The 19784-nt window shown below is 57.8% G+C and carries 15 protein-coding genes; 7 read left to right on the top strand and 8 right to left on the bottom strand.

Annotated elements, in window-relative coordinates; genetic code table 11:
* Window positions 1-42: 42 nt before the first annotated feature.
* Window positions 43-981, bottom strand: coding sequence for a PfkB family carbohydrate kinase (locus tag ACVDG4_RS12045; RefSeq protein WP_447235251.1), 939 nt, complete (start codon window positions 979-981; stop codon window positions 43-45).
* A gap of 326 nt (window positions 982-1307) precedes the next feature.
* Here ACVDG4_RS12045 and recA point away from each other — a divergent pair, with 326 nt between their 5' ends.
* Entirely contained in the window at window positions 1308-2375 is a 1068-nt protein-coding gene (gene recA, locus ACVDG4_RS12040; protein ID WP_133946627.1) for a recombinase RecA, read from the top strand.
* 310 nt (window positions 2376-2685) lie between these two features.
* A complete protein-coding gene (gene alaS / locus ACVDG4_RS12035) occupies window positions 2686-5343 on the top strand; it encodes an alanine--tRNA ligase (RefSeq protein WP_447235250.1) in 2658 nt (885 codons plus the stop codon).
* A 113-nt stretch (window positions 5344-5456) separates the two neighbouring features.
* Here the strand turns inward: alaS and ACVDG4_RS12030 are convergent, their stop codons facing one another.
* The gene (locus tag ACVDG4_RS12030; protein WP_447235249.1) at window positions 5457-6227 is read right to left on the bottom strand and encodes a substrate-binding periplasmic protein; all 771 of its coding nucleotides are present in this window, start codon (window positions 6225-6227) and stop codon (window positions 5457-5459) included.
* 224 nt (window positions 6228-6451) lie between these two features.
* Between ACVDG4_RS12030 and ACVDG4_RS12025 the strand changes: the two genes are divergently transcribed.
* A complete protein-coding gene (locus ACVDG4_RS12025; protein ID WP_420340385.1) occupies window positions 6452-7726 on the top strand; it encodes a cyclic nucleotide-gated ion channel in 1275 nt (424 codons plus the stop codon).
* Between the two features lie 48 nt (window positions 7727-7774).
* Here ACVDG4_RS12025 and ACVDG4_RS12020 read toward each other — a convergent pair whose 3' ends face one another.
* Window positions 7775-8143, bottom strand: a complete 369-nt coding sequence (locus ACVDG4_RS12020; protein ID WP_447235248.1) for a hypothetical protein — start codon at window positions 8141-8143, stop codon at window positions 7775-7777.
* A gap of 160 nt (window positions 8144-8303) precedes the next feature.
* On the opposite strand from ACVDG4_RS12020, the gene ACVDG4_RS12015 reads away from it, so the two are divergent.
* Both ACVDG4_RS12015 and ACVDG4_RS12010 read left to right on the top strand, forming a co-directional pair.
* Entirely contained in the window at window positions 8304-8996 is a 693-nt protein-coding gene (locus ACVDG4_RS12015; RefSeq protein WP_447235247.1) for an aspartate/glutamate racemase family protein, read from the top strand.
* A 107-nt stretch (window positions 8997-9103) separates the two neighbouring features.
* On the top strand, window positions 9104-9877 hold the full coding sequence (locus ACVDG4_RS12010; protein ID WP_447235246.1) for an SDR family NAD(P)-dependent oxidoreductase: 774 nt from the start codon (window positions 9104-9106) through the stop codon (window positions 9875-9877).
* Between the two features lie 72 nt (window positions 9878-9949).
* Here ACVDG4_RS12010 and ACVDG4_RS12005 read toward each other — a convergent pair whose 3' ends face one another.
* The 3 genes from ACVDG4_RS12005 to ACVDG4_RS11995 form a co-directional block, all read right to left on the bottom strand.
* Window positions 9950-11167 (bottom strand): NADP-dependent isocitrate dehydrogenase, encoded by a 1218-nt coding sequence (locus ACVDG4_RS12005; RefSeq protein WP_447235245.1) that lies wholly within the window; start codon window positions 11165-11167, stop codon window positions 9950-9952.
* A gap of 213 nt (window positions 11168-11380) precedes the next feature.
* A complete protein-coding gene (locus ACVDG4_RS12000) occupies window positions 11381-13030 on the bottom strand; it encodes a chloride channel protein (RefSeq protein ID WP_447235244.1) in 1650 nt (549 codons plus the stop codon).
* 132 nt (window positions 13031-13162) lie between these two features.
* Window positions 13163-13657 (bottom strand): thioesterase family protein, encoded by a 495-nt coding sequence (locus ACVDG4_RS11995; protein ID WP_447235243.1) that lies wholly within the window; start codon window positions 13655-13657, stop codon window positions 13163-13165.
* A 126-nt stretch (window positions 13658-13783) separates the two neighbouring features.
* Between ACVDG4_RS11995 and ACVDG4_RS11990 the strand changes: the two genes are divergently transcribed.
* The gene (locus ACVDG4_RS11990) at window positions 13784-15208 is read left to right on the top strand and encodes an FAD-binding oxidoreductase (protein ID WP_306150153.1); all 1425 of its coding nucleotides are present in this window, start codon (window positions 13784-13786) and stop codon (window positions 15206-15208) included.
* A 251-nt stretch (window positions 15209-15459) separates the two neighbouring features.
* Window positions 15460-19323: an AsmA family protein gene (locus ACVDG4_RS11985; RefSeq protein ID WP_447235902.1), complete on the top strand. Its 3864-nt coding sequence runs from the start codon at window positions 15460-15462 to the stop codon at window positions 19321-19323.
* A 21-nt stretch (window positions 19324-19344) separates the two neighbouring features.
* On the opposite strand, the gene ACVDG4_RS11980 is transcribed toward ACVDG4_RS11985, so the two are convergent.
* Both ACVDG4_RS11980 and ACVDG4_RS11975 read right to left on the bottom strand, forming a co-directional pair.
* Window positions 19345-19572, bottom strand: coding sequence for a ribbon-helix-helix domain-containing protein (locus ACVDG4_RS11980; protein WP_447235242.1), 228 nt, complete (start codon window positions 19570-19572; stop codon window positions 19345-19347).
* Window positions 19573-19577: 5 nt separating this feature from the next.
* Window positions 19578-19784, bottom strand: coding sequence for a DUF4169 family protein (locus tag ACVDG4_RS11975; protein ID WP_447235241.1), 207 nt, complete (start codon window positions 19782-19784; stop codon window positions 19578-19580).

Raw genomic sequence — 19784 nt, 5'->3', positions numbered from 1 at the left:
CATTGGAATCGAAGCCGCCAAGTGTGGCATTTGTCCATCTGGTCAAATTTCATGCGAGGTTGCCAAGGCGTCCCACGATAATCCCTCTGCCAGGGCTCCGGTGCTTTTCAGCGTGATGGCGGCGGCCCGAAGTCCGAACGGCACGGCATCGCTCAAAGGATACCCCCGGCTGAGGCCGGCAATCGTGCCAGCGGTCAAAGCATCTCCGGCACCGGTTACGTCAACGATTTGAGTTGCAAGCGTCTCATGAGCGGTGATTGCCTCTTCGTTGAGGACAAGCACATCGGATTTACCATTGGTCAGGACCACGCGCTTAGCGCCGAGGCGTTGAAGGTTGCGGAGCAAGTTTTCGCTCGATGTCTCTGGGGTTTTGCCGGTCATGGCGAGCGCTTCGCCGCGATTGAGCATCAGGCAATGGAGTTTCGAAAGAAACGGCAGCAGCCGGGAGGCTTTGGCATTGGAAACGGCGTTTGCGATCAACCTGCCTTCAGGTGCTTGATCGGCAACACCCTTCAGAAGCTCATCCGGCAGGTTTGCGTCGATGAACCACAGCCCGGTTATCAATGGTCCTGAAAGTGCCTCGAAGATCGGGTCAAAGGCATCGGCAGGTGCATCACTTAACACCCGGTCATCCACGCTTGCAGCAGCGAGCGACCCGTCCGGATTGTGAAAGGCAATGTATTGACCCGTCGAAAATCCGCCACGTTCCAAAGTGTAAAGCTCGATCCCATCGGCGGTTAGTTGTTCCGAAAGGCTCGCCCCCGCGCCATCGGTTCCGATTGCCCCGGCGAGCCCGGTTGGAATGTCCAGCCGAACAAGTGTCCGTGCAATGTTGGTGGCAACTCCGCCGGGCTTTGCTGTCAGCTTCGCCGGTGTTGACGTTTCCGGGCAATAAACCTCGCTGCCATGGGCAAGCGTATCATAGTGGATCGCGCCGACACACAAGACCGGTAGGGGAGAGGAAGGGGACACGTTTGTCATCTTTACATCGATAGAGGAGTGGGAGTGCCATTTCAGCTTGGACGTCCCTGCAGAAAATTTGAAGACCGGCGGGCTAGCAGATCGCGTCTTTGTTCGCAACCAGCCGGCCGCTCCGTGATTCTCTCAAGATGCCCGGTCTCCGAATGTTCCAAATTTAACTTACCTTGCGTTATTCTTTAAGTGTCGATGTGAGAACATATTGGAAACAAACGGCAAAATCCAATTATATACCAATCAGTTTTGGTGTCTTGAAAAATGAGAACAAAATAGGTACAAAGGGGCGGATTGAAACAGCGCGTCCATCATGGAATAAGGAGCGTTCAGCCATGTCGCAAAGTACACTTCGTCTCGTAGAAAGCAGCCAGATGGACAAGACAAAAGCGCTCGATGCAGCGCTCAGCCAGATCGAACGGGCCTTTGGCAAAGGCTCCATCATGCGAATGGGCCAGGGGCAGGCCGTGGAGGTACAATCCGTCTCCACAGGCTCGCTTGGTCTGGACATCGCCCTTGGAATTGGCGGTCTGCCGAAAGGCCGGATTGTCGAGATCTACGGACCGGAATCCTCTGGTAAGACAACACTGGCTCTGCATACGGTGGCCGAGGCACAGAAGACCGGCGGCATTTGTGCGTTCGTTGATGCCGAGCATGCGCTTGACCCGATTTATGCCCGCAAGCTGGGTGTTGATATCGACAACCTGCTCATTTCCCAGCCGGATGCCGGGGAACAGGCTTTGGAAATTGCCGATACGCTTGTCCGGTCTGGTGCGATTGATGTGCTTGTTATCGATTCGGTCGCTGCGCTGACACCGAAAGCCGAGCTGGAAGGTGAGATGGGGGACAGCCTGCCGGGGATGCAGGCGCGTCTCATGAGCCAGGCCTTGCGGAAACTGACAGCGTCGATCTCCAAGTCGAACTGCATGGTGATCTTCATCAACCAGATCCGCATGAAGATCGGCGTCATGTTCGGTTCTCCGGAAACCACCACGGGCGGCAACGCCTTGAAGTTCTACGCATCCGTCCGTCTTGACATTCGCCGCATCGGCGCGATCAAGGACCGGGACGAAGTTGTCGGCAACCAGACCCGCGTTAAAGTGGTCAAAAACAAGCTTGCCCCGCCATTCCGTCAGGTCGAGTTTGACATCATCTATGGCGAAGGCGTTTCCAAGATGGGCGAGTTGATCGACCTTGGCGTCAAGGGCGGCATTGTCGAAAAGTCCGGTGCCTGGTTCTCCTACAACAGCCAACGGCTCGGTCAGGGTCGGGAAAACTCGAAGCAGTTCTTGCGCGACAACAAAGAGATCGCTGACGAGATCGAATTGGCCATCCGCCAGAACGCTGGTCTCATTGCCGAGGCCATCATCGATCCGGCAGGCGGTGAAGAAGACGACGATTAAGTTCGTGCCATGCTGATACCGGAACCCTTCGCTTGTTGAAGCGATAGCCCGGTGTTCTAAGAAGATAGAAAGCCCTCCCTGAGTTAATCAGGGAGGGCTTTTTGTCGAGCAGGCGTACCTGCGTGATTGCGTCTTCAGACTACACTCAAAAGTTCGATCCGGACCGCAGAAACTCAGGCTGAGACCGCTGGACACACCGTGTGCCGAAAGTTAAAAGGCTGTTCCGGTGCGCTGGGAGTTTCTCTGCAACGCACCTTTGTCGATGTTTCTTTAGGACCCGGACGCGGGTCCGGATCTAAGCGAGACGTGAATGACCGGCGTAAACGAAATCCGCTCCGCCTTTCTGGATTACTTCAAGGCCAACGACCACGAGGTGGTCGACTCCGGCCCGCTGGTTCCCCGCAATGATCCGACGCTGATGTTCGCAAATGCGGGCATGAACCAGTTCAAGAACGTCTTTACCGGTCTGGAGACGCGGGATTACAGCCGGGCCGTTACTGCCCAGAAGGTCGTGCGTGCAGGCGGCAAGCACAACGATCTCGACAATGTCGGTTATACGGCGCGCCATCACACATTCTTCGAAATGCTCGGCAACTTTTCCTTCGGTGACTATTTCAAGGAACGTGCGATTGAGCTTGCCTGGAACCTGATCACCAAGGAATACGGTCTTGCGAAGGACCGCCTTCTGGTGACCGTTTACGCAGAAGACGATGATGCGGCCGTGTTCTGGAAAAAGATCGCTGGTCTGTCCGATGATAAGATCATCCGCATCCCGACCTCCGACAATTTCTGGACCATGGGGGACACCGGTCCATGCGGCCCGTGTTCGGAAATCTTCTACGATCACGGCGACCACATCTGGGGCGGCCCTCCAGGAACGCCGGAAGAAGATGGGGACCGGTTCGTCGAGATCTGGAACCTCGTCTTCATGCAGTACGAGCAGACACCGGATGAGCGCCTCGATTTGCCGCGCCCGTCCATCGATACGGGCATGGGCATTGAGCGTCTTGCGACCGTTCTGCAGGGCGTCCACAACAACTATGACATCGACCTGTTCCGCGCGTTGATCTCCGCCTCGGAGCACGAAACAGGTGTTGAGGCGTCCGGTGATGCACTTTCGAGCCACCGGGTGATCTCGGATCACCTGCGCTCCACCAGCTTTTTGATCGCCGACGGCGTGCTGCCGTCGAACGAAGGCCGCGGCTATGTTCTGCGCCGGATCATGCGCCGTGGCATGCGCCACGCGCATCTGTTGGGCGCGCGCGAGCCGCTGATGCACAAGCTGGTTCCGTCGCTGATCCGTGAAATGGGCAGGGCCTATCCGGAGCTGACGCGGGCCGAAGCGTTGATTACCGAAACGCTGAAGCTGGAAGAAACCCGGTTCCGCAAAACGCTGGAGCGGGGCCTTGGATTGCTGGACACAGCAACCGAAGATCTGACCGCTGGTGGTCAGCTCGACGGCGAAACGGCCTTCAAGCTCTATGACACCTACGGTTTCCCACTTGATCTGACGCAGGACGCGTTGCGGGTCCGGGACATCACCGTCGATACGGACGGTTTTGATGCAGCCATGGAGCGCCAGAAAGCGGAAGCGCGTGCGGCCTGGTCCGGATCCGGCGGTGCGGCAACCGAAGCCGTTTGGTTTGCCATGAAAGAAAAGTATGGGGCCACCGACTTCCTCGGCTATGAGACAGAAGTTGCGGAAGGTGTCATTGCGGGCTTGGCGGCAGATGACGCGGAGACCAACGAATTGAAAGCTGGTGAGAGCGGTTTCGTTGTTCTCAACCAGACACCGTTCTACGGTGAAAGCGGTGGTCAGGTCGGGGATACGGGTGTGATGACCGCGCCCGGTGTCAAAATCATCGTCACTGATACGCAAAAGAAAGCGGACGGCCTCTTTGTGCATGTGGTGACGGTTAAAGAAGGCACCGCAACACCGGGCCTTGCCCTCGAACTCAAAGTCGATCACGACCGCCGGTCGTCTGTCCGCTCCAACCACACGGCAACCCACCTGGTGCATGAAGCCTTGCGGGAAGTGCTTGGAACGCACGTAGCGCAGAAAGGGTCTTTGGTAACACCAGACCGGCTACGCTTCGACTTCTCGCATCCGAAACCGATGAGTGATGACGAACTGGCGACGGTCGAGACTTTCGCCAATGAGATCGTTCTTCAAAATGCTGCCGTTGAGACCCGTTTGATGGCGGTCGATGACGCCATCGAGGCCGGTGCCATGGCGCTCTTCGGTGAGAAATATGGCGACGAAGTTCGTGTTGTCTCCATGGGCACCGCGCTTCATGGGGATAAGAAGGGCAAACCGTATTCACTGGAGCTTTGCGGCGGAACGCACGTCAAGCGGACCGGTGATATCGGCCTCGTGACGTTGGTGTCAGAAGGCGCTGTTGCTGCCGGGGTGCGCCGGATTGAGGCTTTGACCGGGGTTGAAGCGCGGGCTTATCTCGATACACAGGACAAGCGCTTGCGCGAAGTTGCCGGGATCCTGAAGGTCGGCGCCGGTGATGTGCCCTCCCGTGTTGCTCAGCTTGTCGAGGAACGGCGCAAGCTGGAGAAAGAACTGGCGGATGCACGCAAAAAGCTGGCAATGGGCGGCGGCGCGGACGGCGGAACGCCGGTCAAGGATGCCGGAAGTTTCAAACTGATGACGCGCACCGTCGACGGCATCAACCCGAAGGACCTGAAAGGCATGGCCGACGACGCCAAGGCCCAGCTCGGGTCCGGAGTGGTTGTGCTGATCAACGTTGCAGACGATGGGAAAGCGGCCATCGTTACTGCGGTCACGAAGGATTTGACCGAAAAGGTGAGTGCTGTGGATCTGGTTCGGATCGGGTCCGAAGCACTTGGTGGCCGCGGCGGCGGTGGCCGTCCGGACATGGCGCAGGCCGGTGGCCCGGATGGATCAAAGGCCGACAGCGCCGTTTCTGCAATTGAGGCGCATTTGGCTGGGCTCTAATTGGCGCTGTCTGAATGGCGAAAGTATCGGGCGAGAGGAGACGCCTCTCGCCTTTGTCTTTTTGCGCAGTTTCGGGAGTGCCGCAGAAGAACCAACTTGATCACTTGGATTGGCTAGTTGGAAAAGATCTCGGAGTAGCGTTCCGTCTTCAGTCTTTGACCGTGCTCGGAGATTTTGGCGTTCAGGTTGTCCAGGATCGTGAGGCAAGGCGATTTCTTCGATATGGCCATATAAATCGGTATACGGACGATCGAAGGCTCCAGGACGGTAAAGTCGCTCCAGACATACCCGTCCGGCATGAGCCGTTTGAACGTCAATGGTGACGTCAGGATGTAGTCGGCGCGACCAAGCCGAAGCATTTTGTATAGAGACGGTATTTCCGGGATTTCGATGAGATCATAGGCTTCTGACTGAGCCTGGTTCAGCGGTGGAGGCAGATTGATCCCGTGATAAACCACACCACGCCGGCTTTTCAGGTCTTCCATGCCTTCAAAAGGGAACTCACGGCCCCGATACGTCACAACGGCATAGTAGTCGTCCAGCCAAGACTCGGTGAAAACATAGTTTTCACGGCGTTGCGGGGAACTCAGCAAGGCAAACACGATGTCGATTTTACCCTGTTCGAGTTCAGAAGTGACGCGCGCCCATGGTTTGGCGTCGTCAATCTGGTGAGTCACACCCAGTTCGCTGAAAATGTCATTTACCAGATCAATTGCCAGGCCGGTTCTTTCGGTTCCCTTTTCCTCGCCATTGACATATGGGGGCCACACTGGCGGTCCGGAAAGCCTCACATCTGAGCACTCGCCAGCGAGACTGTGCTTTGACAAGAACGCCGACAGGCAGATGAGCAGTGTGCAACAGATATGGATATTTTTGGCGAGCATGTTTCCACATGTCCTGAAAATGAGCTGATTGAGATACATGTTTGATTGGTGACACTAAGTCCAACATTATGAGCATCCCGTGCCCATTCGAAAATAGTCTATTTTTCCGATGCTTCCTTCGATTCGACTGAACTGTCCTCAGATGCGTGGCAGATGAATTTTGTGCAATTCGAAACTTCGGCTATGTCTTTTGAAAGTTCAGTCCACTGCAAGCAGGACAGCCTGTGCCCGGCCATGATTTTAAACGCGCACTCTACGAAGTGCTTGAAGATACCGGTAAACGCCGTCTTGCCGCGCAAAGCCTGCGCAATTTTCTGATCTTCCTGATTGTGGCAAATGTCGTGTTTGCCGTCTTGGAGACCGTGCCGGAAATCCGGGACACGTTCGGCCCGCATCTAAGGTTTTTGCAGCTCGGCTCCGGCGTCATTTTTCTGGTCGAATACATCCTGAGACTCTATGTGGCGGATCTTCACCCACCGATGCGCCGCTACGGTCCTGTCGGAGCCCGGTTGCGCTATGCGCTTCATCCGGATGCGATTGTCGACCTGATAGGTGCTCTGCCACTGGTTCTTGTTCTGGTTTTGCCAAACCAGGCCGTAACGATGGTTGTCATCCTCCGTTTGTTGCGGTTCTTGAAGCTCGCTCGCTATTCCCCGGCGCTCCGCTCCCTCATTTCCGCTGTCGCGGCAGAGCGCAAGGCACTCATTGGGTCCAGCATGATCATCTTCGGGGTGATCCTGATGGCTGCCACGCTGATGTATCTGATTGAACACAATCATCAGCCGGAGAAATTCCGCAGCATCCTGCATGGTATTTACTGGGCCATCACCACGGTGACCACGGTTGGGTATGGCGATGTTGTGCCGATCAGCAACCTCGGCAAGATGGTCGGGGCAGTCGTGATGCTCATGGGGTATGGATTGATCGCGTTGCCGGTCGGTATCATTGCCTCCGCTTTCGCGCGCGAGATCCACAGCCGGGATTTCGTGGTTACCTGGTCCATGGTTGCCCGCGTGCCGCTGTTTGAGGACCTGAGCGCGACGGAAGTGGCGTCGGTTTCAAAACTTCTTCAAGCCTTCAACGTGCGCAAAGGGGCCACCATTGCCGAAGCGGGGGACATTGCTGACCGGATGTTTTTCATCACGAGCGGTGAAGTAGAAATCCGCATGGAACACGGGACGGTGTTCTTAGGGGAGGGCAATTTTTTTGGCGAGCTGGCACTCCTCAATCAGGCAATTCGCAGCACGACTGTCGTTGCTTACCGGGATTGCCAATTGCTTGTACTGGAGGCCGGCGCCTTGCAGCAGCTGATGGATCAGGATGCCGCTCTTGCGAAGAAAATCATGGACGAAGCCCGGGAGCGGGTCGAGGCCGGCAAGAAGGTTCTTGGCGAAATCGCTGAAGAAGAACTGGAGCAAGCGGGCATCGTGCCTTCCGATGAAGATAATAATCTGCAGCCGGAGTTGTTCGAAGATGGCCGGCCCGTGAAGGCTGACTAAGACATGTTTTTCGCTGAACAGCTGCCTAAAGTCCGCGGCAAATGACAATCAGGGCGTCAAGCCGGGTGGGACCTGCCGGTAGAGCGGATGGCCGTGCCAGAAGACATCCGTCGGGCCGACGGCAAAATCAATTACATTCCAGCGGTCATATTGATAGCGAAGCAGAACGTAGGTTTGCAGACCGTCCATATAGTCTGCCTCGCTGGCGTAAACGGTCGTGCGCAGGTCGATCGGCGCACCTCCGGGCCGTTGTGGCGCAACGCCTGCAAAGGCCCAACCGCCGCCAGCCCGAAGCCAGCTCACCACAAATTCTACCGGTGCACCGAAATGAGCTTCTGCGAGCGGGCGGATCGCGTTGAGGATGGCCGAACGTTCCGCAGTGCCCCGTGCCGGTTCCTGGACCGGTTGTGCGTGCACGGCCGTGCTCAAGATCAAGAGGAAAGCGGCGCATAAGAGTGCGCTGACAAGCCTCTGGAATGCATATAAAAACCGGTCTTGTTCAGAAAATGATTCAACCAGCTTCCGTTCGGGAAGGAACTGTCTGCCTGGCGCGGACGTTTGAAGATGAAAGTCAGTCATGAAAACCATTGGTCTGCTCGGCGGTATGAGCTGGGAAAGTACAGTCACTTATTACCAGCTTTTGAACCGGCTGACACGGGACCGGCTGGGCGGCCTGCATTCTGCGAAGTGCCTGCTTTGGTCTTTCGATTTTGCCGATGTTGCCAAGGCGCAATCCGATGGGGACTGGGCACGGGCAACGCGGCTCATGATCGACGCAGCGCAAAACCTGGACCGGGGCGGTGCGGAGTGTTTGGTGATCTGTACCAACACCATGCACAAAATGGCCGAAGAGGTGCAGGCCGCGGTCGACCTTCCGCTCATTCACATTGCCGATGCGACGGCGCCGGCGATCAAGTCAGCAGGCAGCACGGCGCCCCTGCTGCTTGCAACCGCCTATACGATGGAGCAGGACTTCTACAAAGGCCATCTGCGTGATCAGCACGGGATTGAGGTGCGGATACCGGAGGCGGATGACCGGGCGGAGGTGCACCGGATTATCTACGAAGAACTTTGTCAGGGCGACGTTTTTGAAACTTCCAAGGCGCGCTATCTCGACGTGGTTGAGCGCGCCGTCGCCGCTGGTGCCGATGGCGTTATTTTCGGCTGTACGGAAATCGGAATGCTGGTTTCAGAAGCGGACTTTTCAGTTCCGGCCTTCAACACAACAGCGCTGCATGCAAAGGCTGCACTGGACTATGCGCTGGGCTGAAGAAGAAAATCTGATCAGAGACACTTGAAACTGCGGCCGGCAATGGGCATTTGCGCAAAAGTAAACTCATCAGTATACTTTTATCGCAAAGCTTGAAAGGAAAGACCATGACCGCCACCGCTCTGATCACCGGAGCCTCTTCAGGTATCGGTGCCGCATTCGCCCGCTACCATGCCGCCAAGGGCGGAGACCTGGTTCTCGTTGCCCGGCGTGAAGACGCGCTCGAACAGTTGAAAACAGAGCTGGAGGCAAAGCACGGCATCAAGGTGCATGTCTTTGCGCGGGATGTGGGGTCTGGCGAAGCCGCTCAAGCGCTGTACGATGAGATCACCAAGGCAGGGATTGAGGTTGGCATTTTGATCAACAACGCCGGATTTGGCGGCCGGGGCAATCACATCGAGCGGGATCTTGCCAGCGAGCAGGCGATGGTCAACCTGAATGTCATGTCCTTGATGACGCTGACCCGGTTGTTCGGACACGACATGGCCCAGCGCGGGAAGGGCTATGTTCTGAATGTCGGATCCACGGCCGGTTTCATGCCTGGGCCATCGCAGGCCGTCTATTTCGCCACCAAGGCCTTCGTGAATTCCTATTCGCAGGCGCTCAATGAAGAGTTGAAGCCGAAGGGCGTAAAAGTGACGGTCCTGGCACCCGGATACGTCGAGACCGAGTTTGCCAAGGTTGCGGATCTTGAAGGCACGCAATTGACGCGCTCGGGCGCCACACCGGAAAGCGTTGCGAAGATCGGTTATGACGCCATGATGGCCGGCAAGCTTGTTGCCATCAACGAGAAGGCGCTCGACTTCTCGCTGAATTGGGTGGTCCCGCTGCTGCCGCGACGGGCCGTCTTGAAGATGGTCTCAAAAATGCAGGCGAAATAGACGAAGCAGGCGTTTCACTGTGAAAGCAAGGAAGCCCCGGCTTCGGGTGTGTCCCGCCGCCGGAGTCGGCCTTTAAAGATCTGCCATCGCCTTTTGCAGATTTTCGTCGATCTTGTCGAGGAAGCCGGTGGTTGTCAGCCAGCCCTGGTCCGGGCCGACCAGCAACGCCAAGTCCTTGGTCATGTAGCCGCTTTCAACGGTCTTGATGCAGACGGTCTCCAGAGTCTTGGCAAAGCGGGCCAGCTTGTCATTGCCGTCCAGCTTTGCCCTGTGCGCAAGCCCTCTGGTCCACGCAAAGATCGAGGCAATCGAGTTGGTCGATGTGCTCTCGCCCTTTTCGTGCTGACGGTAATGACGTGTGACCGTGCCGTGGGCCGCCTCTGCTTCCACAGTCTTGCCGTCCGGGGTCATCAGAACCGACGTCATTAGACCGAGCGAGCCGAACCCCTGGGCCACTGTGTCGGACTGAACATCCCCGTCATAGTTCTTGCAGGCCCAGACATAACCGCCGGACCATTTCAAGGCGCTTGCAACCATGTCGTCGATCAGGCGATGCTCATACCAGATCTCGGCCTCGGCGAACTTGTCCTTGAACTCAGCCTTGTAGATTTCCTGGAACAGATCCTTGAAGCGGCCGTCATAGGCTTTCAGGATGGTGTTTTTGGTGGAGAGGTAACACGGCACCTTCCGGCCCAGCGCATAATTCAGAGAAGCGCGGGCGAAGTCGCGGATGGAGTCATCGAGATTGTACATGGCCATCGCGACACCGGAGGATGGCGCGTCGAAGACTTCCCGTTCGATCTCGGTGCCGTCGTCGCCAACAAACTTGAGGGTCAGCTTGCCCTTGCCGGGGAAGGTGAAATCCGTGGCGCGGTACTGATCACCAAACGCGTGGCGTCCGACGATGATCGGCTGGGTCCAGCCCGGCACGAGGCGGGGCACGTTCTGCATGATGATCGGCTCGCGGAAGATCACGCCGCCCAGAATATTCCGGATCGTGCCGTTCGGCGACCGGTACATGCGCTTCAGGCCGAATTCCTCAACGCGGGCTTCATCCGGGGTGATGGTGGCGCATTTGATGCCGACCCCGTGTTCCTTGATGGCGTTGGCCGCATCGACGGTGATCTGGTCGTCGGTCTCGTCGCGCTTTTGAATCGACAGATCATAGTAGTGCAGATCAATATCCAGATAGGGGTGGATCAGCTTGTCCTTGATGAATGCCCAGATGATCCGGGTCATCTCATCGCCATCGAGCTCAACAACCGGATTGTCTACCTTGATCTTGGTCATGGAATGTCGGCCTCTTGTCAGGTCAGGAAGGGGACGGTCCGAAACAGCCTGTTCGCGGCTCTTTCACACGCAGTAAATATTGTGTGCGTATGTATACAATGCGGTACGATCTCGCAAGTTTTGTCTGATTATCAGTTTCGCTAGGAAACGTAGCGGTTGATTGTATACCGGCAGTGACGCACAAGTCCGTTTGTTTCGGATGCTGATCTCCGATCAAACATGTTCTTCCTTCGTCGCCTTGATCAAGGCGGCGTTGAAGTAGCGCAGACCCCGGACGTGCCGGGCCGTGCCGATGATCCGCGTGGCACTGCCCTTGCGCACCACGGGCAGCGATGACTTTCCGCATGCATCAAAACTCTTCAGTGCGCTTTCAAGACTGTCCGTGTCATGCAAATAAGGGCCGTCGGAGCCGGGATCGAATTTGAGGGCGTCCGGGTCTTCGTTTTCCGGAGGCGGATCCATGAAGTCGCGCACCTTCACAGTCTCGCTGAGAAGCCGGTGCGCCCCCTCATTGACGAAACACCCGCGCATGCCGAGCTGCCAATGGAAATAGGACTTGCCATGCACGGCCTGTGTTAGTCCTGTTGCGATGGAAACAGACAGAAGCAGCGCGATCGAAAGGGCATAGCCGCCGGTCAGCTCAAAGACGATCATCGTCGTGGAGACGGGAGCGCCGAGAACCGCCGCTGCCACTGCGCCCATGCCAAGGATCGCATAAAGCCCGTGACTGGACGCCATTTCCGGGAACACGGATGCCGCAATCAAGCCGAAGGCCCCGCCGGTCATGGCGCCGAGATAAAGCGCCGGCGAGAATATCCCGCCGCCAAACCGCGAGGCGAGGGTGATGGCCGTTGCCGCGGTTTTGGCCACCAGCAGGATCAGCATGGTCTGAAGCGGCAATTCGTGCTTCAGCGCAAGGTCGGTGGCTTCATATCCGACGCCCAAGATGCCGGGAACAAAGATCCCCATCGTGCCGACGGCAAGTCCGCCCAGAACCGGGCGAAGCCAGAGCGGCATGGTGATGTTGCGGGCAGTCCAGTCCGTCCCGATCAGCGCGAACTGGAAAATGATTGCCACAGCCGCACATGTGAGCCCCAAAAGCGCAAAGGCCGGGATCTCAAGATAAGACGTGATCTCATACTGGGGGATCACGAAGGCTGCGACATCGCCAAACCACCAGCGGACGATCAATGTGCCCATGACCGATGCCAGAACAATTGGCACGAACGCGGAAACGGCGTAGTGGCCGAGGATCACTTCATGGGCAAAGAGGACGCCTGCGATCGGCGCGTTGAACGAGGCTGAGACCGCACTGGCAACAGCGCAACCCAGAAGGACCCGGCGCGCTGAATCGGGCAGCGAGAACTTCGAACATATGGCAGCGCCAATCGTGGCGCCGAGGTGGACAACGGGTCCTTCACGTCCGGCACTCGCGCCGGCGCCGAGCGAGATCGCAGTTACCAGACCGGACCAGAGCCCGGCTTTCAACGGCAAGCCCCGGCCGCCATAGGCGCGTGCTTCAATGACGTCGGCTACGCCTCCGGCCCGCTGATAGGGGTGATATTTCTGCAGGATCCAACCGACGATGAGACCGCCAATTGTCGGGGCCGCCAAGATCACCCACCAGGGCTGAGCCGCCGCGGCTTCCATTGTGAGTTCGGTGGCCGTTCCCAGCCAGGGCAATTGGATCAGCCCGATCAGGGTCCGAAAGATGATGGCGGCAATCGCAACGAGAACGCCGACGATAAGTGCAAGCAACCAGACGATATGCAGACGGCTGGATCGGTACTGGCGCACGTTGGGCGTGATCCAGCTGATCAGGATGTCGGGCAGGTGGCTCGCGGCGTCTAGTATCTTGCGCATTCTGTCGGTCCGCTGGCGAAACGGCACATTACTCTTTACGTTTGTCAGTGTCGCTCGAGTCGTGCGCAAAATACAGGTCAAGTTGACCGATAAACGACCTAAATCACTGCAATTTGTGCTGAAATTTACGTTCTAGTTCTTCTTTTTGATCTCGATATGCCGTCCGACCCGCTCCGGACGGGGCAACGAGCTGTGCGCGTCTGCAAGCGCTTGCAGGTTTTCCGTGATGTCTTCCGGCCATGGCGCGACCTTCCGGGCCCCCATGTCCACATGCAGACAGAGCTGTTCGGATGTCGCGGAGAGCCAGCCTTCTTCAGCGTGATGCATTTCCTCGTAAAAATGAGCCCGTTTTTCATCGAAATCGATCAGCTGCAGAGAGACGATCACGGGCATTCCGGCACTGAGTTCCCGGACGTAGCAAACATGGGCCTCTGCGGTGAAGAACGAGGCATTGCGCTCCTTCACATACTCCGGGCCAAGGCCAAGCTGTTCGAACACCTGATCGCAGGCCTTATCCAGGAGGACGTTGTAGTAGGCCATGTTCAAATGACCGTTATAGTCGATCCATTCGTCCTTAACGGTCATGATATCGCACCGCACCGGCTCCGGCTTCCAGGCAATCGGCATGAAAAACTCCTCCAAATATGATCGGCCTGCGGCATTTTCAGACCGTTGACCAGTGGTTTTTTGCTGTAAGGTGCAGCTAACATAGGCGATGAAAAAGCACGAACAAAAGACATGTCCACGGAGAAAATGACAATGCCGGAATTGGCGGGAGCGGCCCAAACACTTGAAAGTTCAACCGAGAGTGCCGGGGTCGAGGGACTCGTCTCGGCACTGAAGGACCGCTTTGGCGAACGGTGTGCAACCTCCGCAGCGCTTCGCGAGCAACATGGGCACACCACTACCTGGATCGAGACTCAGCCGCCGGATGCCGTTGTGTTTGCGCAGACAACAGAAGAAGTCTCCGACATCGTCAAACTTTGCGCGGCAGCCAAGGTGCCGGTCATTCCCTTTGGGACTGGGACCTCGCTGGAGGGACACGTGAATGCCCCATATGGGGGGATCTCCATCGATGTCAGCCAAATGAACCGTATTCTGGACGTACATCCGGAAGATCTGGATTGCGTCGTTGAAGCTGGTGTGACCCGAAAGCAGCTGAACAGCTACCTTCGGGACACAGGTCTGTTTTTCCCGATTGATCCGGGCGCGGACGCCAGCATTGGCGGCATGGTGGCGACCCGGGCGTCCGGTACCAACGCCGTGCGCTACGGCACGATGAAGGATGCCGTGGTTGCGCTGACCGTTGTGATGCCGGATGGGTCGATCGTCCATACGGGCGGCCGGGCGAAAAAGTCCTCGGCGGGATACGACCTGACCCGGTTGATGGTCGGATCGGAAGGCACGCTCGGCATCATCACGGAAATCACCTTGCGCCTTCACGGTCAGCCGGAAGCGATTTCTGGCGGCGTTTGCCCGTTCCCGGATGTGCAGGCGGCGTGTAACGCTGTCATCAGCACGATCCAGATGGGTTTGCCGGTTGCCCGGATCGAGCTGCTGGACAGTTTGCAGGTGCGGGCCTGCAACAATTATTCAAAGCTGGATCTGGCCGAAACGCCAACGCTTTTCCTGGAGTTTCACGGCTCCGAAGCGGGCGTGAATGAACAGTCGGAAATGTTCTCCGCCATTGCAGAAGAGCTCGGCGGCGGGCCGTTTAAATGGGCAACGGCGGCCGAAGAACGCACCCGCCTTTGGACGGCACGGCACGATGCCTATTGGGCTGGTAAATCGCTCAAGCCGGATGCAGATATCATGGTCACGGATGTCTGTGTCCCGATTTCCCGGCTGGCGGACTGCGTTCAGGCAACTGCGGACGACATTCAGGCGGAAGGCTTGCTCGCCCCGATCGTCGGTCATGTCGGGGACGGCAATTTCCACGTTCAAGTTCTCGTTGATATGGAGGATGCAGAGGCAGTGCGTGGTGCGAAGGCGTTCGTTGAACGGCTGTCCTTGCGGGCTATTGACATGGGCGGTACCTGCACCGGCGAACACGGGGTCGGTCAGGGCAAGCGCAAATACATGGAGCGCGAACATGGCAACGGGCTGGGCCTCATGAAGGCGATCAAACAGGCTCTTGATCCGGACAACATCATGAACCCGGGCAAGATCTTGCCATAAAGCTCTGGTGCATAATTGCAGAGGCTCCGAAACTGCTTCAAAAATGGCTGCCTGCGGCTTGCCGGACAAAGGTAATTCTCGAATTTACGCGATTCTGGCAGATCACGTTGTGCGGCAGTCATGATAGTGTAGGGAATCGGATAAATAACAGGGGAAGAGGCTGGCTGTTTTCAAATCCGGATTGGCCTTACAAACAGGCACAAAACCGGACATCAGTTGGCGCGATTGGCTGAACCTTAAGGAGATACAGCCTGAACTCGGTTTACATTACTTTCGGGATTGCAGTGGTCCTGGTGCTGATTACAGCACTGGTGGGGCCGTTTTTCATTGATTGGACCATCTACCGGTCGACCTTTGAAACCTACGCAAGCCGGGTGCTTGGGCACCGCGTGACCGTTCTCGGGGAGGCGGATCTCCGCCTGTTGCCTGCGCCCTATATTCGATTCTCCGATGTCCGTGTCGGTGAAGCGGAAGACCCGCTGCTGGTCGTCTCCCGGTTCGACATGCGTGTTGAGTTGCCGCCGCTTCTGAAAGGCGAGTTCCGGGTTGTCGACATGGCCCTGGAACGGCCGCACCTGACCTTATCCCTGGATGAAGCGGGCCGGCTGGATTGGCTGACCGCGGTGACGGCGGACGGCGCCCTTGCAGACCTGCCTCCCGAAGACGTGGCCCTTGAGAAAGTAACGATCCGCGACGGGGCGATCTCAGTAATCGACGCCCGCACGGGCGAGACGCACAGTCTTGATAATGGAAATCTGTCTGTCAGCGCGCGCACATTGGCCGGCCCCTTCCGCGCCGATGGAAGTCTGACGTTGAACGGGAGCGCCTATACGGTCAGCCTTGCTTCAGGCCGCATCCGCGACAATGAAAGCCTGCGCCTCAAAGGAGATGTGACACCCACGGATCGACCGGTTACGTTCAGTTTTGATGGCGCCTTGAGCGAGACGGATGCCGCTCCCCGATTTGACGGAGCGTTCGACATAACCTCCGTGGCGCTGGACGAAGGCGATACGAACACTTGGTCGGTTGATGGCCAGTTCTCTGCTGATATTGCGGAAGTGGCTGTGCCCGAATTCGAATTCAGGTTCGGACCGGAAGACAAACGGCTCAGCATGACGGGCGAGGCGGATCTGGTTTATTCTGGTGACCGGCGTTTTGAAGTTCGTGCCCAGTCGAAACAGGTCGATCTGGATCGCCTCTTGGGTGGCGGTCCACAAGCACCAGTCGACATCAATGCTGCCGGGCAGCAGCTCGTCAGTGCTTTAAGGGCCTTGCCACTGCCGACAATAGACGGTGCCTTGTCGATGGATGTCCCGGCTGTTGTTGCCGGGGGCGGCATCATTCAAAATGTGCGTCTTGATCTTGAAACGATGCTGGGAGGCTGGCGGATTGCCCGGCTTGCTGGCCGTTTGCCAGGCCGCACCATGGTTGCAACACAAGGGGACCTCGGCCTTGAACCGGCGTTGACCTACCGGGGGGCCGTGTCGGTCCGTTCCGATCAGCCTGCGACTTTTTTCAGCTGGTGGCAGAGCCAGGAAAGTGGCGCTGCGGTTCTGGAGCCTGTTGCGGTTGAAGGACGTTTGAACCTTATGCCGGCAGGTGCTGCACTTGATAACTTGCGTCTCACAGTTGCCGGCTCGGAAGCGCGCGGCGGGCTTGCGTACCGAGAACCGCGGGGCGGTGGCAATGCCGAGTTTTCCCTGTCTCTTGATGCAGATACATTGGATCTCGATCAGATGGAGACTTTGACGGCCCTGATGCGGCCGTTCCGCGGGGCGACGGCGCAAGCATCATCTGATGAGAGCCGATCTACCAATGTGTCGTTGCGCTTGCAGGCGCGTGAGGTGCGGGGCCGAGGCGTTGCCGGGGAAGGGCTGGCGTTTGAGGCCGAGTATGCGGATGGCAACATGCGTATCGATCGTTTGTTCGCTGCAGATCTTGCCGGTGCCCGGATTGATGTAACAGGCGATGTCCGCAATCTTCTGACAGCTCCGAGCGGAGCCGTTTCCGGGACGCTTGATGCCAGGGATCTGTCTGGCCTGATGGCTCTGGTCAAGGGAGTGATTCCAGACTCGGCGCTCATTGAGCGGCTGGAGAAAGCCGCTGATAGCCTTGTGCCTGCCCAGTTCGATGCGTCCCTGCAAGCTGCGGAACGCGCTAACGGCACTGATCTTTCCGTTGAATTAACTGGCACCGCCGGAGGGACGGAAGTTGCGGTCCGGTCCAATCTAGAGGGTCGGATTGATGCTTGGCACGACGCCGAAGTGGGCGTCTCGCTGTCCATGACCGGGGCGGATGGAAGCGCGGTTTTGCAGCAACTCGGCCTTGATGTTCTCCCGGTTGAGGCGATCGGCGAAGCGCGCATATTGGCGGAAGTCTCGGGCGTGCCCGCCAACGGTCTTGACGTCCGCAGCACTGTTGGGCTCGGCGACACCAAGATAGAGACCAACGGAACGCTGACCCTCAAGGCAGACGAGGAAGCCGCGTACGCCTTGATCGGGACGCTGGAAACGCCTGACCTGACACCTCTCGCGTTGCTTTCCGGCCGTATCCTGCCAGTCATGGCTGGTGACTTGCCTGCGACTATAACGGCGACCGTTGAAGGGGTTGGCACCAGTCTGGCAGTGCCGTCGTTCAGTGGCACCTTCCAGGACACCCGGTTCGATGGCAGGCTGGAAGGCGATCTAACACCGGTTCCAGGCGAGCGGAACCGCCGTTTCAATGGAGAGCTCAACGTCAGCCAGATGGATTTGCGCGCCTTGAGCGAATTGGTGCTGGGTCCGGACCAGTGGTACGCGCTCGGTGATGGATCAAGCGTTTGGCCAACGGCCTTCTTTGGTGCGCCGCTTCTGGATGATCTGGATGTAACGCTGGATCTTCGGGCTGACGATCTTTTTCTCGACGAAGACACGGCCCTTCAGTCGGCACGGGCCGAATTCCGATTAACGCCGCTGCTTCTGCGTCTTGATGGTCTGAATGGCACCTATGCAGGCGGCAAGTTTGACGGCAATCTGTCGCTCCGCCGCTCGGAGGCAGAAGGGGCCGCATCTGGCCGGGTGAAGCTGACCGGCGCGGATCTTCGCCAGCTGTCATGGCGCCCGGATGGACGGGCGGTTGTCTCCGGGACCGGCGACCTTTACCTCGAATTTGAGGGCATTGGCCGTTCGATCGCGGCAATCGTTGCAGGGTTGAATGGTGGGGGATCCTTTACGCTTCAAGACGGTACGGTTCAGCGGTTGAACCCGCAGGCCTTTCTTCAGGTAACTCGAGCGGTCGATGCCGGTCTCGACTTGCAGGACGACAAGATCGAAGAGGTTTTCCTCAGCCATATGTCTGCCGGAAGCTTGCCCTTTGAAAAGGTGGAAGGAACATTGACGCTGGTCGGCGGTCGGCTTTCCGCCCGCAACGTTGTGGTTGATGCCGAAAAGGCCGAAGTCTTCGGATCGGCACAGCTGGATCTCAACACCTATGACCTCGATGCGGATTTTTCACTTAAGGTCGATCCGGGCGAGAATGCCGTCACCGGCGCCGAGCCACAGATCGGGTTGTTGTTCGAAGGGCCGGTCGAGGCACCTGCGCGCAGTGTCGACATCACGCCCTTCACCGCATATCTGACGCTGCGCGCGTTTGAACAGGAAGTGGAGCGGGTGGAACGCCTCCAGGCAGAAATCTTGGAGCGTGACCGGCTGACACGCGAACTCAAGCGCCAGTCTGAAGCAAAAGTCCGGCGCGAGCGCGAAGCGATTGAGGCCGCCGCTGCCGCAGAAGCAGCCGCACAGGCGGCAGAAGAAGAACGTCTTCGTTTGGAACAAGAACGGCTTGAGCAGGAGAGTCAGGAGCAGGAGCAAACGCGGAACAGCGAGCAGACCCCGGTTGTGCCTGACACGCAACCCGTTGAAACTGCCGCCAGCCCTGCCAATGCTCCAGCGGAGGACCCCATCCCGCTGACCGACCGGATCCGGGCCGTGCTTGATGCGTCGAACGACAATCTGGACCTTGCCGGCGCATCCGCCGCACCTGAAACCAAACCCGCCTCGGACCTCCCGCCACTTGATGGTCCGATCACCATCGAAGACCTTTTAAGCGGACAGTTCGGTATCCCGGCTGGTCAGTGACCCCGATTTTGCTGTGTTGATTTAAGCTTGTCGATCGGCGCGCGTTTGCGCCCGTTTGAGCACCCAAACGCGGATTGCAGAAGACAGCGGATCGTCCGGATCCCGCGTGTCGTCTATTTCTGCGATCAAGCTGGCAAGGGAGCGATGTTCGGCTCTTACAGCTGCGTCGATGACCGCCCAGAACTCCGCTTCCAGAGCCACGCTGGTGCGGTGGCCGTGCAGGGAAACGGATCTTTTTCGGAGGGCCATAAGGTTTAGTCGTCGCCGGGCGGCGTTGGGGCCGGACCGTCAAGCTTATGGCCATCGACCTGCTTTTCAAGCATGTCGCGGCGCCGGCGGTCCGCATCGCGTTCGGCTTTGGTCCGGCCAAACTTCTGGCGGTTGCTTTCGGCGGTTTTTTCCTTGGTTTGCCGCTGCTTCTGCTTGCGCGCCTGGCGCAGATTGACAATCTCGGCGCTCAT

The organism is Roseibium sp. MB-4, assembly GCF_053005265.1.
Note: the sequence above shows the minus strand (reverse complement) of the source record. Positions and strands in the feature narration are given on the sequence as shown.